This window comes from Photobacterium sp. AWH4_225 (assembly GCF_056158405.1).
Map to the genome: position 1 here is coordinate 1,097,070 of NZ_JBSWTF010000001.1, position 16,844 is coordinate 1,113,913.

The window sequence follows — 16,844 nt, forward strand, 5'->3', positions numbered from 1 at the left end:
TCAAGATCAGTTTTGCTAAAAACATACATATAAAATACCACTTATGTGGAGTAGATAGGATTATTGTATCGAATTGTATTGATTGAGTTTGTGCTATTGAACGGTGTTTTGTATGCCTGTAGCCTATCGCATCTCGCTCAGCTATATGGATTTGTTATGGGTACCTCTATGAAAGTAAAGGCACAACTTGCACAGGCGCACTTAGCCAAGGTGCGGAAGAAATACCTAGAGGCTTACCAAGCAAATGAAAAGAACCGGATGCGGCCAAAAGGATAAGCTGGAGGGAGTTGTTCAGAATGCAAACAGAGCAGAATGAAAAAGGGCGCCGCTGCGCCCTTTTGTCTAAAATGGTGAGTTAGTTTAGATTAACCCGCGATTTTAGCCAGTACCTTCTTCAGTAGCTGGATACGAGGCTCGATAGTTTCAAGCTCAAGGTATTCGTCAGCACTGTGGAAGCCTGCACCGGCAGGACCAAGGCCGTCTAGTGTCGGGATACCAAGTACCGCAGTAAGGTTAGCGTCAGAACCGCCACCTACTTCTTGCCATGTAATGTCGATACCCAGCTCTTTGCCTGATTCTTCAACCAACGCCATCAGCGCTTCTGTCTTCTCAGAAGGGACCATAGATGGTTTGTGCGCTTCGCGGTCAATAGTAATTGCTACACCGTCAACGAATGGCGTTTCTGCCATCGCACGGATCTTTGCATCGGCAGCAGCGTATTCATCGTTGTCCCAGAAACGAACGTCAACCACAGCTTCAGCGTGGTCAGGAACGATGTTGGCACCTGCGCCACCTTTAACAACACCGACGTTCAGGGTCGTGCCGCTTTCGAAGTTAGTCAGCTCGTTAATAGCCAGGATCCAGTTGGCCATTTCAGTGATAGCACTGCGGCCGTTTTGTGGTTCGTTACCTGCGTGTGCCGCTTTACCAGCGAAAGTCAGGCGGTAGCGAGCCATACCCTTACGGGCTTTTACCAAAGAGCCGTCTGCACGGGCAGCTTCTGCTACCAATACATTCTTCGCGTTAACCGCAACGCTCTTCAGCCATTTTTCTGAGTGTAGCGAACCGATTTCTTCATCTGGGTTCATGCATACACAGATAGACAGCTTGTCCAGTGTCTCCTTGTCCATTTCACGCAGGGCGTAAACAACGTTCAACAGGCCAGACTTCATGTCAGAAACGCCAGGGCCGTAGGCACGCTTGTCATCAAATGTCATTGGGCGAGCAGCAACAGTACCAACAGGGAAAACCGTATCCATGTGGCCGATTAGCATCACGTCAATTTGCTCTGCTTCAGGCATGTTGCGGACTTCAAGACCTGTACCGGCAATACCGCAGTCAATGCGCTTAACGTTCCAGCCCAGATCAACGTATTTTTGTTCCATCTGGTTGGCAATAACTTCAATGCCTTCTTTGGTTAGCGTACCGCAGTCAACATCGATCAGCGGGCGTAGTTCTTCCAAGTAATCTTGCAGTGAGAAACTCATATTAGCTCCTGAGAGAAACCCTGTAGGGTATGAATAGCGACAGGAAAAAGGGGGCAATACGCCCCCTTAAAGGGAGTGATTTACACTAGGATGTTCATCACGAACATAGCAACGAATGCATTCAGAACAGAGATTGCAACCATCACTGGGATGTGGCGGCCTTCTGTACCGATAACACCTAGGATACGGCCAAGGTACTGAACCTGAGAACCCATTAGGTAGATAGCTGGGGCTAGGATAGCGATGTGGTTACCGTCAAGGATACCCGCGTCAAACAGGGTGATTACCACACCCACCGCGCCACCCATAGACATCCAAGCACCGATCAGAACTGCTGCTGCTTCACCCGGTAGGCCGAAAATGCCCATGATAGGTGAGAACAGAACGCCCATTGCGTCTAGTGCACCGGTTAGCGAAAGTACTTTGATGATTACGAAAGCCATCAGTACGTTTGGAATCGTTGAGCTGGTAGAGATTGCCCAGCCTTTCTTCGCACCTTCTACGAAGATATCAGTAACCATTGGTTTTTTAGTTGCTTGAGACATTATGCGGTCTCCTTCTCAGTAGAAACGTTGTTTTTCTTGTCAGTGGCTTTTAGGTATAGGCGGAAGATGTTCGCGCCAACAATCTTCATCACGAACATGATGACGACTGCCAAACCGATTGAAGAGGTTACTGCGTTGCTGCCGTCAGCGTAGGTTAGGGTGAATAGCACCGCACCTGAAGAGAAGAAGTTAACAATGGTTGCACCGGCAGAGAACTGGAACATCGCGAATACATCGGTTTCACGCTGAGTGATGTGGCCGCCTTCCTGAAGCTGGCGAGTCATTGATGCGCCTGAGTCAGTGTTCTGCAGAGAAGCGATTAGCGCCAGACCGGTATCGCCTGGTAGGCCAACTAGTGGACGTAGTAGTGGAGTCAGTAGCTTACGTGCTGCGTCTAGCGCACCGTAGTGCTCAAGAACGTTGATCATACCTAGAGCGAACATAACAGTAGGTACAAGTGTCAGGGCAAATAGGAAGCCGTCACGTGCACCGCTACCGCCAGTACCGCGCATAGTGGTTTGCGTTACTTCGATGGCACCGTCTGCCGCAGCAGTTACCGTGTTCGCCATGGTACCGAAAGAACCGTTCAGGGTGTTGAAATCAAATACACCGTACCACTCGTTGGTTTGTAGTAGACCTGAAAAGAACACAAAAGCGAACGCTAGGGCAATGTATGCACCTATCGTTACCTTTTGGTTTTTCTCTGCTGGATTGCTCATATGTAACCTCTTAGGAATCAAAAAGGCCGATTGGCCAAAATAAGGAATCTGTAACAATTCTTCACAGCGCTTCACTGCAAATTGAGCTTTAACAGAGCCCTCAAAATAAGAAACGAGGTCATTGTCCCTGATTTATGGGGGAAATAATTGACGGGGGTCAATATGTGCTACTGAATGCTAATCCAAACGGGTTAATGACTGGTATTTGTGATCGTGATCTACATTAATATCTCATTCACAAATTTTAATATCGTTCACGGATGTTTTTAAGCATGATTAATTGTTTTTTTATTATTAATTAACCATTTCCAAGTTGTGCTTTGTGTGTTTATTTTGATGGTTTATGGGCTTTCAAGAATGATAAATGTGGGTGTTAAGAGGGCTTGGTTAGTATAAGTTCAATTAATATTTGTTTACAACTATATTATTGACTCCGGAATAAAAAAGAGCGCCGCAGGGCGCTCTTTGAAGTATTTATAAGTGGCAGTTATGCAAATTATGCGGTTTGTTGCTGTCCTTGAGTGGATGGCAGTGCTGCATCAACAGCCTCTTCGCTTGCTGCTGTTGGTGGGCAGCGGTCAACGAACCAACCCATGTAAGAAGAAACAATAGTTACGATGATACACACGAAGCTCAGCCACATGAACGGTGCGTATGAGAAAGTCGCTACGCCTAAGATGCTCGCCATGTAGATACCGTTGTCACTCCACGGCACCATACCGGAAGTCAGGGTACCGCCGAACTCTGCATTACGTGACAGGTTCTTACGCTGGTAGCCGAGACGATCGTAGTTCTTGGCACAGATTTTCGGTGTCAGGATCAGTGATACGTACATTGCAGAACCGAAGACGTTACCCAGGAAGGCGGTGGCAATAGTCGATACTGACAGGCTACCTGCTGAGTTCACGCGTTTCTCGAAGATCTTGGCGATAGTCTGCAGCACACCCACTTTATCCAGTAGGCCACCGAAGCCAAGACCGAATACGATGACAGCGACCGAGCCTAGCATAGATGACATGCCACCACGGTTGAGGATGGCATCGATGAAGTCGACGCCAGAATCAATCGAGAAAGGCGCCCATGCAGTGTTGAAGGCAACGAGTGGATCCATATCCTGAACCATGACCGCCCATACGATACCCAGCAATGAACCTAGTGAGATCACTGGGAATGAAGGCAGGCGCAAAGCCAGAAGGGCAAGCACAATGATCACCGGTACAAATGAGAATGGCGAGATCACGAACTGCTTGTCCATAGCAAGGATAACAGACTCAACCTGAGACATATCGACATTGCCGGCGTAGTGAATGCCAACACCCGTAAAGAGGATGCCGGTAATGATGTAGCTGATCAGGGCAATAGGCAGCATGCCTTTGATATGCTCAACAACTTCTACATTCGACATCGATGAGGCCAGAATTACCGAGTCTGATAGTGGTGATAGCTTGTCGCCGAAGTAACAGCCTGACAGGACAGCACCGGCTGTCATTGGCGCAGGAATACCGAGACCCTGACCAATACCCATCATTGCAATACCAGCGGTACCTGCCGCCCCCCAAGAGGTACCCGTTGCCAGCGCTGTCATCGAACAGATCAGCATCGTTGCCAACAGGAAGATAGAAGGGTGGATAGCCTTAAGGCCGTAATAAATGATGGTTGGCACAATACCACCGGCAATCCAGGTACCGACGAGGGCACCGACGGCCAGAAGGATCAAAACGGCTCCCAAGCCGTTGGCGATGCCTTTTGTCGCCGCTGTTTCCAGCGATTTGTAATCATGACCAAGCTTGATGCCCAGTGCGATGATCACGAACCAGCCGATATAAAGCGCTAGCTGGATAGGTAAATCGAGTTTCGCAGTAAAAGAGAAAGCCAGCGCAAGAAAAATACCGAGAGCGATAAAGACCTGAGTCAGCGACGGTAGTTTTACAGTCTGTTTGTTCATACTTCTAACCTTGTAAGTTCGAGCCTGTAAATTGTGAATAGCCTTAGGACAGGAAATATCGGTCCTAAGGGATTATTTTCTAATAGTTTTGGTGACCTGATAGGTCTGCTAAAGGGTACTAGCATTGATTCGCCGCTACTCTAGCGGATAGCTTTCGAGGTCACGATAGAAAATGTCTCTAGATGTGATCTCATCCAAAATGAACTAGCAACCCTTTAAAAAAGCATGTTTGTATTTTAAATTGTTGTTAATTTCGCGTGCTTAATTTGTGTTTTGTTTGTTTTTTGACTGTTCTTTCATATTGTTTCCATATGTGTGATTCCATTAATAGCTAGATGATACCACCGTAATTTGGGTGGTATTCTAGAATTAAGCGTTGTTCTTGCGAGTTTTGGTAGGTTATCAATGTGTGGCGAAATGATCAAAATAAGTGATAGTAGATGTTATCTGTGACTTAACTGTGTTTTCATCTTTTGGTCTTGTTTTTGATCGTTTTGTTGGCTTTTGTCTGCTCTTTGTTCGGTTTTTGGTTGTGTTCTAGCCCGAAATTTCACCAAAAATAATGTGGGGATTGAGCATTCTATGCTGCCGGGTGTAATAAATATCGGCGGTTTTGTTTACAGGGTGGTGATTTTTTTTACAGGAATTTTGCAACTTATGCTTGAGTTTCGTTGCTGAAATTACTATAGATGGGGGTCTGCCTGTCGTTATAACTATCGTCTGTTACTTGGCCAAAGGTCCTACCAGTAATCTTAGCTGTAACGTTGATAGTTATACCGATAGAACAATGATCAGGGAGTGTAGTGCACATGATGAAAGTAGGATTAGTGGGTTGGCGAGGCATGGTGGGCTCAGTCCTTATGCAACGTATGGTAGAAGAGGGTGACTTCAATGTGATTGAGCCTGTTTTCTTCTCTACGTCCCAAGTGGGGATCCCAGCTCCGAATTTTGGTAAGGATGCCGGTGTCCTTCATGATGCGTTCGATATTGAGCGCTTGAAACAGTTGGATGCGATTGTCACCTGCCAAGGCGGTGGCTATACCGAGAAAGTTTACCCAGCACTACGCCAAGCAGGCTGGAAAGGGTATTGGATTGATGCGGCTTCTACCCTGCGAATGAAGGAAGAGTCGATTATTGCCCTTGATCCGGTTAACTACGAGCAAATGAAACAGGGTCTACACAATGGTGTAAGTACCTTTGCGGGCGGTAACTGTACAGTTAGTTTGATGCTGATGGCTGTGGGTGGCTTGTACCAGGCGGGTTTGGTTGAGTGGATGACTTCTCAAACTTACCAGGCTGCTTCTGGTGCAGGTGCGAAAAACATGCGTGAGCTGATCAGCCAGATGGGTGTGATTAACGATGCCGTCTCTAGCGAGCTGGCTGATCCATCAACATCTATTTTGGATATCGACCGCAAAGTTGCGGAAACCATGCGCTCTGAAGACTTCCCAGCTTCTGAGTTCGGTGCACCTTTGGCGGGTTCATTGATCCCTTGGATTGATGTGAAGCGTGAAAATGGCCAGAGCAAGGAAGAGTGGAAAGGCTCGGTAGAAACCAACAAGATCCTTGGCTTGGATAATAACCCAATTCCAATCGATGGAACCTGTGTGCGTATCGGGGCAATGCGTTGTCATAGCCAGGCACTGACACTGAAACTGAAGAAAGCCGTGCCGATGGATGAAGTGGAAGAGATCATCGCATCACACAACGATTGGGTTAAAGTGATCCCGAACGACCGTGATATCACTGTCCAAGAGCTGAGCCCAACGAAGGTAACGGGCACGCTGTCTATTCCTGTCGGTCGCCTGCGTAAACTGGCAATGGGTGATGATTACCTAAATGCGTTTACTGTTGGTGATCAGCTATTGTGGGGTGCGGCAGAGCCACTACGTCGTACACTGCGAATTATTTTGGCTGAAAAGCAATAAGAATCTGATGTATATGAAAAAAGGCCTGCATGATGCAGGCCTTTCTTGTTGGTGGGATTGTTAGCTTACTGGGGCCTGTCTTTGACGGCGCCAAATCGCGAGAACATCTTTCTCTTTCAACTTAGCCATGGCCACATAGGCTACAGGCACCACGAATAACGAGAAGAACGTACCGGCAACCAAGCCGCCTACCAACACCAGACCGATATTCACCCGACCCAGAGAGCCAGGGCCATCGGCAAAGGCCAGTGGCAGCGAGCCGAGGATCATGGTGAGCGAGGTCATCAAAATTGGGCGCAGTCGGGAGCGGGCACTATCCAACGCTGCTTTGATGGCTGTTGCACCCTGACGGCGCTGCTCATTGGCAAATTCAACCAGCAAGATACCGTGCTTGGTTACGAGGCCAACTAGTGTCAGCAAACCGATCTTCGAGTAGATATTCAAGCTCTGATCAAACATTGCCAAGGTCAACAGTGCACCGACAATACATAAAGGTACCGTCAACATGATGACCAGCGGGTCGATGAAACTCTCGAACTGTGCAGCCAAGATCAGGTAAACAAAGATCAGGGCCAGCAGGAAGAGTAACTGAGTACCGGCTTGTGAATCATCCAACAGTTTGACCGTGCCGTTGAAGGCGTAGTCTTGGGCACTGTTGAGTAATGACGGAACTTCTTGGTCGATATAAGTCTTAATATCACTGGCAGTATAGCCCGGCATCAGGTTTGCAGTGATTTCAGCGCTGTCTTTACCCATGTAAGTTTTGAAGCTTGATTCTGCCGTAGTCTGCTTGATAGTGACAAACTGTGACAGCGGCAGGCTCTGGCCTGAGTCAGAGCTTACGTAAAGCTTATCGAGTACGTTAAAACTCCCTAGATCCTGGCGGTTAACCTGTACTTGGATTGGGTAGGTGAAACCATCATCTGCCTGCAAGTCTGCCGCTTTTACCGAACCGAGGAAGGTCGACAGGGCATTGGTGACGTCGCTGTAATTCACCCCCGATAAAATGATCGCGTTACGATCAATTTCCAAATCATAGGTTAACTGATCACGAAGGGTTGAGTTCTTAACGTTAGTCACCCCCGGAAACTGCTCTAGCAAGTTGGTTACTTTCTCTGCAGTGTTCGCCAAGGTATCAGTATCACGGTCGACAGTTGTCAGCTCCAAGACCAGGTTCGTTGCGATGCCTAGGTTATCTGCTGAGCGCACGGCAAATGACATGTCGTAGGCAGAAACCGTACGATTAGCCTTTTCAGTAAGGCTTGCTATGACCTCATCCGCTGTTTGTTGGCGCTCTCCCCAAGGTTTGAGCAATACATGGTTGGTTGGCGTACCTTCAATGTATGACAGGTTGGCTTCGATAGCTTGTTGACCCGCCATCACACTGTTGAGTTCATCATTATGCGACAGATGATACTGGCGACCTACACCTGTCGGTGCGGTTGAGGTGACTTCGATAAAACCGGAGTCTTCAGTTGGCAGCAGTACCTGCGGCATTTTGATGAAGGCAAACCCAGACAGCACTAGCAGAAGACATGATAACCCTGCCATTACCGCTTTGCGGTTAAACCACTTTTCAAGTTCAAGCGTGTATCTGTCTGCCAAGCGATTGAGCTGGTGGTCGATACGGGCAAACCATTTCGGGTGCTGATTCACTGGCTTGATCAGATATGCACTCATCATTGGTGACAAGGTGAGGGCTACCATGCCGGAGATGATCACTGCAGCGGCTAGGGTAAAAGCAAATTGACGAAAGAGATCCGCCGTTAAGCCAGACATTAGCCCGATAGGCAGATAGACAACCGCTAGGGTGAGAGTCATGGCAATCACCGGGAAGATGATTTCCTTGCTGCCTTTCAATGCGGCATTGAATGGTGTTTCCCCTTGTTCGATATGGCGGTAGCAGTTTTCTACCACCACAATGGCATCATCGACCACCAAACCAATGGCGAGGATAATCGCAAGGATAGTCAGGACGTTGATGCTAAAGCTAAGCATTGCCATCACGGAAAACACACCGATCACGCATACTGGGATGGTAATGATCGGCACCGAGGCAACGCGAAACGAGCCGAGAAACAACATGACTACGATAGACACCAAGATTACCGCTTCAACCAAGGTAGCAAAGCCTTCATCAATAGCAGATTCGATGAAGTCGGCTTGGTTGTAAACCATCTTCATCTCGATACCGTCAGGGAGCTTGCTTTGCATCGATTCGATAGCAGCCTTGACCCTCTCGGCGACGACGACGGGGTTTTCTGTTTTTAGTGGCAGAACCTGCAACGACATGGCTTGATTACCATTCACCGTGAGCAAGCTCGGGGTCAGGCTTTCTTCGCCCATGACAACATCGGCAATGTCTTTGACCCGGATGATCTGACCATTATCAACCCGGATGACGAGCTCTTGCACATCTTGCAGCGAAGTGACCTGGCTCACCGGGTTAATCGAGAAGTCCCGGGCTTCACCTTTGATGGTGCCGGCAGTGAAAGTGCTGTTGTAAGTGCTCAGTGTGCCGACGACATCAGCGGTTTTGATGTTAAGCGCTTTCATACGCTCCGGTTTGAGCCATACCCGCACGGCTTTCGAAGAGCCCCCATATGGCCCCCAGACACTGCCCACTCCTTGAATGTGACGGAATTGCGGCACAAGCTGCTGGCTGATGTAGTCATACATCTCCTGCTGCTCAAGGCCACCAGTGTTGACGAATGTGATGACGTTACTGGTGGTGCTGGTATCTGACGAATTATCCGTTACCGTTGGCTTGTCGGTCATACTCGGTGGAAAATCACCAATCGCTTCGACACTGCTGCGTAACTTGTTCATCAGGTTGGTGTATTCAACATCATCGACATCATCGCTGAAGTTGATTTTCAGGGTACAGCTACCTTCGACACAGTCGGTGGTCATGGTATCGACACTGTCGAGGCCTGTTGCGGCATCAATCAGTTTATCGGCGACGTTACGAGACATGAACTCGGCACTGGCACCGGTGATATTGGCACTGACGGTCGCGGTCGCGGTTTGATGCTCCGGGAAGTATTGGATGGCCAGCTTCTGGAATGACAATACCCCCAAGAGTACGACGGCGATACTCAGTACAGAAGCAAAAACCGGATGGCGGATACAAACTTCAGGCAAGCGCATTATCCGGCCTCCTTGTTGGTAACGTCTCCGGCATTATTTACCGATTTTGACAGGTTTTTTTCAGGCTGCTGGGAGGAGAGCACATTAACAGAGCTCTCATCTGTGAGCTTTTGCTGGCCGGTGATCACTACCTGTTCACCTTTTTTCAGGCCTTGCTCAATAATGACATAGCCATCATTGGTGTTGGCTCCCAGCTCAACCTGACGACGCTTGGGTTGGTCGCCTTCTACAACCCAGAGGTAGCGTTGCTCATTGTTGGCGAGAACAGCATTCTGCGGCACAACCAATTGTGCCTTCCCTCTTTGCAATTGTTGGCTGACATTGGCAAACATACCTGGCGCAAGCACCAGCTCTTGATTCTCGATGGTGGCATGGACTTCAACTCGGCCTGAGCTTTCATCGACAGCCGGGGCAATGTAGTTTACCTCGCCCGTAAAGGTTTGTTCTGGAAACGCAGAGACAGTAACGGCTACCGTTTGGCCGATCTGCGCCATGCCAAGATCTTCCTGGCTAATGGCATAGGTGACATTGACCGGGTCTAACTTGTATAGGCTGACCAATGCTGTTGATGCATCAATATGGCTACCGATGGAATGGGTAAAGGTCGTCAACCGGCCATCGAATGGCGCGACTATGGTGTAGTCTTTCAAGGTTGCTTCTTGCTGGCGGAAGTCAGCGGCGGCTAAATTTACTTCTTCCTGAAGCTCGTCCATATCCTGAGGTGAAAGCGCATCAGGCTGTTTGGCCAGCAGGTCACGGGTACGCTGCAATTTGGTTTTGGCCAAATTGAGGGTGCTGCGCGCTTTGTCCAGATCCGCTTTGGCTTTGGTACTGTCGAGCTCAGCGATGATGTCACCCTTTTTTACGGCATCACCATCGTTAAAGGCGATCTTTTCAATCTTTGCTCCGGCACTAAAGGTCAGGTTGGCATTATCAAGTGCGGTGATCTTGCCTACTTCCTCTATTTTTTGTGCGATGTTTCGAGTGGACACAGGCTCCACGGTAACCGGAATCGCTGAGGGCTCAACATCATTGGCCATCACCATCGCGGGGGCTAGGCAAAGGAAAGAAGTGGCAATCGTTTTGCAGGCTGAATATCTGGTCATAGGAGTATCTTCTTGCTGAATACTCCCGCATTTTTACTTTCATCTGTTCAGGGAATTGTCAGGAAAGAGTCAATCAAGCCTATGAAATACCTATATTTTATATTTTTTATGGCTTTTTAGAATGACTCAGAAGGGCAGCGAAATTTTGAGAGAGAAAGAAAGAGATGAAAAAAAACGCCTGCCAAAGCAGACGTTTCGTTCTTATTTCAACATCTTTCGGTGCTGAAATAGAGGAGGGAAATTAAGCCCGATTAAGCAGCTAGGTTCTTCGCTACGAAGTCCCAGTTAACCAGTGCCCAGAAACCGTTCATGTAGTCTGGACGTAGGTTACGGTAATCGATGTAGTAAGCGTGTTCCCACAGGTCAACAGTTAGAAGAGGAGTAACACCTTCTTCTGTTAGTGGAGTGCCAGCGTTAGACGTGTTAACGATGTCTAGAGAGCCGTCAGCTTTCTTAACAAGCCAAGTCCAAGAAGAACCGAAGTTGTTGATTGCAGAATCAGTGAACTTCGCTTTGAACGCGTCGAAAGAACCGAAAGCAGCGTTGATTGCTTCAGCAACTTCACCTGTTGGCTCGCCACCCGCGTTTGGTGCTAGGCAGTGCCAGTAGAAAGTGTGGTTCCAGATTTGAGCTGCATTGTTGAATACGCCACCAGTTGAAGTCTTAACGATTTCTTCTAGTGATTTTTCTTCTAGCTCAGTACCTTCGATAAGACCGTTTAGCTTAACCACGTAAGTGTTGTGGTGTTTGCCGTGGTGGTACTCAAGAGTTTCCTGAGAGATGTGTGGCTCAAGAGCATTTTTTTCGTAAGGTAGAGCTGGTAGTTCGAATGCCATTGCTCGATTCTCCATTTTGGTTAAGGGGCGTTTCCCTTGACATTGCTTCCAGTCGGCTAGGGCCAACTTATTATTTGAAACTGACTATTGTCACTGAATTACTATACCGTGAGGTATGGGTCTAAATTGTGACGGTGAAATCATTTTAGCAAGTTTTTTCTTTATTAAAAGATCTGAAAGGCAAAAAGAGGCGAAAAATAATATCCTTACTTTCTTTAGGCATTTTTTTCCTGCGCGTGACCAAGTAGAATGATGTCTGTGATAGTCAACTTATAAAGCAAAGTCGTAAGAGGAAGCTATGGAAACCATCGACAAAATTAAACAGCAGATTTCTGAAAACGCAATTCTGTTGTACATGAAAGGCTCACCAAAACTGCCAAGCTGTGGTTTTTCTTCTCAGGCAGCACAAGCACTAATGGCATGTGGTGAAAAGTTTGCTTATGTCGATATTCTGCAAAACCCTGATATCCGCGCTGAGCTTCCAGCCTACGCGCAATGGCCGACTTTCCCTCAGCTATGGATTGAAGGTGAACTAATCGGTGGCTGTGACATTATCATCGAGATGTTCCAGAAAGGCGAACTTCAGCCATTGATCAAAGATGCGGCTGAGCGTCGTGACGGCGAAGCAGCAGAATAACCTGTTGAACGAATAGTGATTTGGTAGGCAGGCTGAACACCAAGTTCTATCAAGGATATTCGCAAAACACCCCGAGAAAGCAACGTTCTCGGGGTGTTTTTGTATCGGGGCAAAGAGGCTACTGCATTGTGGTGTGAAGCGCCTACAATTGCTCACTTAAGATCCTGAGTTTATCTATCGCCGGTTGGGCTTGCTCGATATCCTCAGCAGAGGCATAGCGCTCAATTTCAGCCAGTGGTTGGGCAAGAGCGTCGCACTCCAGCATTTTGGAAGCCCCCTTCATCCTGTGGGCGATATCAGCTGCCTGCAATTGATCATGTTGCGCCAGAGCGGATTCCAGTAGTAGCAGATCACGCTGATGCGTTTCCTTGAACTCTGCTATCAACTTTTCTGTTAACGCGTGGTCATCGAACATGGCAACCAGCTTTTCTCTATCAAACAGGGCATTTACCTCGGCAGACATTCTACTGCTGCTTTCAAGGTCAATTTCGACACCACGATGTAATCCATTTGGCTCTTCTGTATTGTCTTTAGGTGTATTGTCTTTAGCTGTATTGACTTCATCTATATAGTTTTTATCTGTATCAAGACTTGCCGTGATATCACCGAACAAGGCGCCAAAGTCATCGGCCAGAATGCCTGATTCAGTGTCTATTGTTGTCTCTGTCTGAGTATCTGTTTCTGAAGCGGGTTGAGTCTTTATTTCAACCATTTTGGGCGGAAGCCATTTCTCTATCAGGGCGTTTAACTGCTCGATGGAAACGGGCTTGACAATAAAATCACTCATACCTGCCGCAAAGCAACGTCCATCCTCCCCCTGAACGGCATTCGCAGTGAGGGCGATGATCGGTAATCCTTGCTCAAGGCAAGAGTGCGCAATGCTTGCGCCCACCGTTGAAGCTAGCCTTGCTGTTCTTTGTTCTCTGCTTTCATCATATTGCTCGAACTGAGTATGAAGCTCCCGAGCATGCTGCTCCTTTTGCCTCACTGTCGAAGCCAGTGTATAGCCATCCATTTCGGGCATATGGCAATCTGACAACAATAAACCATAGCGGTTTTGCTCTAGTGCCTGTAAGGCTTGAACGCCGTTGTCGACTATATCGGCAACCACACCAAGTTTCTCAAGTTGCTTGGCAATAACTTGTTGATTGATGGGGTGATCTTCGGCGACCAAAATCAACCGCCCTGACATCTCAGCATGTTCACGGCTTTCCATAACGGTTTGCGCTAGCTTGGACTCTTGATGCTGCTGTATAAGAGGTGCCACTCGTTGGGTCATCACATGACGTAAGTTATCAGGGATCAAAGGATTGACTGACAAACACCAGTGTTCATCCATAGGCTCTGGCGATAGCATTGGATTTTGATTAATGATGATGACTTTGGTGGTGGGTGCATTTTGTTCAAACCAAGCTGCCGGAAGTTTGAGTTGCTGCCACAAAGACAGGGTCAAGAAGGCAAAATCAGGCTTAACTCGAGATATCTTATTGCAAACCGTCGACGGGTTATCAAGGGTAGTGATCTCAGTCGATAAACCCAGATGGTCGAGGTAACTGCACAGCTCTTCTCGCTGGATAAAATAGCCAAATACATTTGCCGATTGGGTATGGAAGTCTGGCACAACTAAGCTTTGCTTTTGACTGATTACCGGCAGTGGCAGGGTGATACTGAAGGTACTGCCTTTTCCTTCCTCGCTGTTAAGCTCGATAGTGCCATCCATTTGCTCGACCAGTTTGCGGGCGATGGCCAAGCCCAATCCGGTACCGCCAAATCGCCGGCTGGTGGTCTGGTCTGCTTGGGCAAATGGCTGGAAGAGCGCCAGCTGCTTGTCTTTTGATATCCCGATACCGGTGTCTTTGACCCTGAAGCGGATAAGTTGGCAATCTTTTCCATCGGAGCCTTCCTTTGTCGCCATTATGTCTACCGCAAGGGAAATCGTCCCTTGCTGAGTAAACTTAATCGCATTGTTGAGGAAGTTATTGAGAATTTGCTGCAGGCGAATGTCATCGACCAAGTGGCAGTGTGCCAGTCGTGGATCTTGCCAGTAATGGAATGCCAATGATTTTTGCTGGGCATGGATGGATTGGGGTTGGATGATCCGCGCCAATACGATGCCAAGTTCGACCTCTTCAGGGTTGAGATCTAACTTACCGGCTTCAATTTTAGAAAAGTCCAACACATCATTGACGATGTGGAGCATATTGCGTGCGGATTGGGTCAAACCGCCATGCAGGCTTTTGGTTTCTTCATTGAGCGGTTGGTCTGCCATTAGTTCGAGTAGGCCAAGAATACCACTAATGGGAGTACGTACCTCATGGCTGATGGTGGCCAGAAACTGAGATTTGGCCTCTGTGGCACTTTCTGCCTTTTGCCGCGCAATATCGAGCGCTAGTTGCTGTTGTTTGAGCAGCGAAATATCGGTAATAACGGTATTCCAATAGAAGCCTTTGTCTTCGTGTGGCGTGATCCGGCTTTTGAACTGCACCCACATAGGGGTTTGGCCAGAAGTCGCGATGGCTTGCTCATGATCCCAGTGCCCTAGTTGGCAGGCACTGAGCATGCTTTGCTCTAACTCTGGGATATTCTCAATCGCCATTTTATCAAGTAGGGCTTCTGGGGAGCGGAATAACTGTTCGGCAGAGACCTTCAATAGTTCATTGATGCTTGCACTGACAAAGGTGAACTGGAACAGCAATGGCTTGGTGGGATCCGGCTGGATATGCTGAAGTACTATCCCATCGAGATTATCTGCAAGGTGCTGGAGGCGCTGCTCCGCTTTTTTTGCCCTTAGCTCTGCGGCTTTACGCTGTAAGATCTCCTTGGCCATCTTACGGTTCCAACCAATAATGCTGGCAATCACCACTATCCCCAAGGTTGAAATCAATCCGGCCCATTTGGCGACTTCAAGCGGTGCCAGCCCTTCTTGGTAATCAAAGGTCAGCCATTGGTGCTCGAGCCTTGAATACTCCTCAGGTGGAATAGAAGCCAGCGCCTTGTTGATAATATTCAATAAGATAGGGTGGCGATAGTTGATAGCGAACCTAAGCGGCAGTAAGTTTTCCTGCAGGATCTGGCCCTGCATCCTGAACTGTCCTATGTAGTCACTTTGCAGCAAGGGGGAAGCATGGTGAAGAGAGGTGAGGATTTGGTCTACCTGCTCGGTTTGCAATGCACGAAAGGCAGAGTCTTGATCGGCAAAGGATTGCATTTCACAATCTAGACACAACGTTGCGAGTAAACTCTCTCCGGCGGTGCCGCTGATTGTTCCCACTTGCGTTGTGCCTTGGTTGAGCAGTTGACTAAAGGCTGAATCGGCACGACCAAATAACACCCAGGGTTCATCGACGTATGGGGTAGAGAAATGCATTTGCAGGGCGTCTTCAGGCGTTTCGGCCAAAGCTGACAGCATCATAAACTCGCCATTGGCAAAAGCCTCGCGTAAAGCGGGGTAGGTGGGTTTGGTGACGATCTCAAATTTTACGCCCAGCTCGTTGGCGATGATTTTCAATAGATCGGCCGTGAGGCCAGAGTGGTGTGCCTGCTCGCTAATAAAGTCGTACGGTGCCCAGTCATTATGTACCCCCACCGTGATGGTGGGATTAGCTTCAAGCCAGCTTCTCTCTTCTTGGCTAAGGTTGAGGTGCCCGTAATGGGCAAACATGTTGAGTTGGTCTGGAGTGAGCCATTGGTTGTAGATTGACTTGAGGCTATCTGCTTTGATGTCTTCAAGGGCAAAATTGATCCGGTTTAGCAGCCGGTGTTTGCCTTTTTGGGTTGAAAAGTGAAGATGGTTGGTCGGTAAATCGGGCAAGATAGACAGAGTTAACCGTGAATCGCCTAATTGTTTGATCAGGTTAGATAAAACTACCGCATCACCAATATAGCCCTTGGCTTCTTTTTGGATAATGCTGGTTAGGGCAACAGCGCTATCTGGTACTGAACGTAATTGGGCCCAGGGTAAAATGGTAGGCAGCAGCTCTTGTAAGGCGAAGCCTTGTTCTATGGCAATGATTTCACTGTCGAGCTCTTGGTAATGGTTGATTGGCTTGTTGAGCGTGACCACGCCACGGCGCAAGGAAAAAATAGGCTCACTAAACGACATATATCCCTGTCGATTGGATGTTGAGGTCACACCGGCCAGTAAATCTAACTCTCCGGCTTTAAACGCATTGGTAACGTCTTCAAACGTTGGATAAAACACCACTTGATAGTCAAACTCAGCATGGCGAGAGACTTGTTTGAGGACATCGATAAGCAATCCGCTATAACTATCTGGTGAAGCTGCATACCCTTTCGCAGTGATGTGTTGCGCCAAGGCAGGATCGACAAAAATATAGGGGGGAAGATTGAAGCCCGGAAAGCCAACCCTCACCTGACTCTTCGGACCATCGGGCTCTTGGCTAGCAACCGTACTCAAGGAGGTAAAGGCTAACCAACAGGCTAGAAGGATAAGAGAACAATATCTTCCCAATAATCTGGGCTGCATACTTT

General features: G+C 48.1%; 10 protein-coding genes. 2 read left to right on the plus strand and 8 right to left on the minus strand.

The features are described 5' to 3' along the window. Positions 1-365: 365 nt before the first annotated feature. The 4 genes from ACXAD4_RS05495 to nhaC form a co-directional block, all read right to left on the minus strand. Positions 366-1,487, minus strand: a complete 1,122-nt coding sequence (locus ACXAD4_RS05495) for a M20 family metallopeptidase (protein ID WP_475239392.1) — start codon at positions 1,485-1,487, stop codon at positions 366-368. Positions 1,488-1,567: 80 nt separating this feature from the next. Then, positions 1,568-2,032, minus strand: coding sequence for a YjiG family protein (locus ACXAD4_RS05500; protein WP_107298624.1), 465 nt, complete (start codon positions 2,030-2,032; stop codon positions 1,568-1,570). Then, positions 2,032-2,751 carry a nucleoside recognition domain-containing protein gene (locus tag ACXAD4_RS05505; protein WP_475239395.1) on the minus strand — a complete coding sequence of 240 codons (720 nt, stop codon included), beginning with the start codon at positions 2,749-2,751 and terminating at the stop codon, positions 2,032-2,034. The genes ACXAD4_RS05500 and ACXAD4_RS05505 overlap by 1 nt, the downstream gene beginning before the upstream one ends. Before the next feature lie 496 nt (positions 2,752-3,247). Then, on the minus strand, positions 3,248-4,696 hold the full coding sequence (gene nhaC / locus ACXAD4_RS05510) for a Na+/H+ antiporter NhaC (protein ID WP_475239397.1): 1,449 nt from the start codon (positions 4,694-4,696) through the stop codon (positions 3,248-3,250). An 809-nt stretch (positions 4,697-5,505) separates the two neighbouring features. Between nhaC and asd the strand changes: the two genes are divergently transcribed. Beyond that, entirely contained in the window at positions 5,506-6,624 is a 1,119-nt protein-coding gene (gene asd, locus ACXAD4_RS05515; protein ID WP_475239400.1) for an aspartate-semialdehyde dehydrogenase, read from the plus strand. Positions 6,625-6,684: 60 nt separating this feature from the next. Here asd and ACXAD4_RS05520 read toward each other — a convergent pair whose 3' ends face one another. From ACXAD4_RS05520 to sodB, 3 genes are all read right to left on the minus strand, one after another. Next, positions 6,685-9,774 (minus strand): efflux RND transporter permease subunit, encoded by a 3,090-nt coding sequence (locus ACXAD4_RS05520; protein WP_475239402.1) that lies wholly within the window; start codon positions 9,772-9,774, stop codon positions 6,685-6,687. Then, complete coding sequence (locus ACXAD4_RS05525) at positions 9,774-10,880, minus strand: efflux RND transporter periplasmic adaptor subunit (RefSeq protein WP_475239405.1); 1,107 nt, start codon at positions 10,878-10,880, stop codon at positions 9,774-9,776. The genes ACXAD4_RS05520 and ACXAD4_RS05525 overlap by 1 nt, the downstream gene beginning before the upstream one ends. Before the next feature lie 251 nt (positions 10,881-11,131). Continuing rightward, on the minus strand, positions 11,132-11,716 hold the full coding sequence (gene sodB / locus ACXAD4_RS05530; protein ID WP_317523325.1) for a superoxide dismutase [Fe]: 585 nt from the start codon (positions 11,714-11,716) through the stop codon (positions 11,132-11,134). Positions 11,717-12,014: 298 nt separating this feature from the next. Between sodB and ACXAD4_RS05535 the strand changes: the two genes are divergently transcribed. Further along, positions 12,015-12,353, plus strand: a complete 339-nt coding sequence (locus tag ACXAD4_RS05535) for a Grx4 family monothiol glutaredoxin (RefSeq protein ID WP_475239407.1) — start codon at positions 12,015-12,017, stop codon at positions 12,351-12,353. Positions 12,354-12,495: 142 nt separating this feature from the next. Here ACXAD4_RS05535 and ACXAD4_RS05540 read toward each other — a convergent pair whose 3' ends face one another. After that, positions 12,496-16,839, minus strand: coding sequence for a transporter substrate-binding domain-containing protein (locus tag ACXAD4_RS05540; RefSeq protein WP_475239410.1), 4,344 nt, complete (start codon positions 16,837-16,839; stop codon positions 12,496-12,498). Positions 16,840-16,844 lie beyond the last annotated feature (5 nt).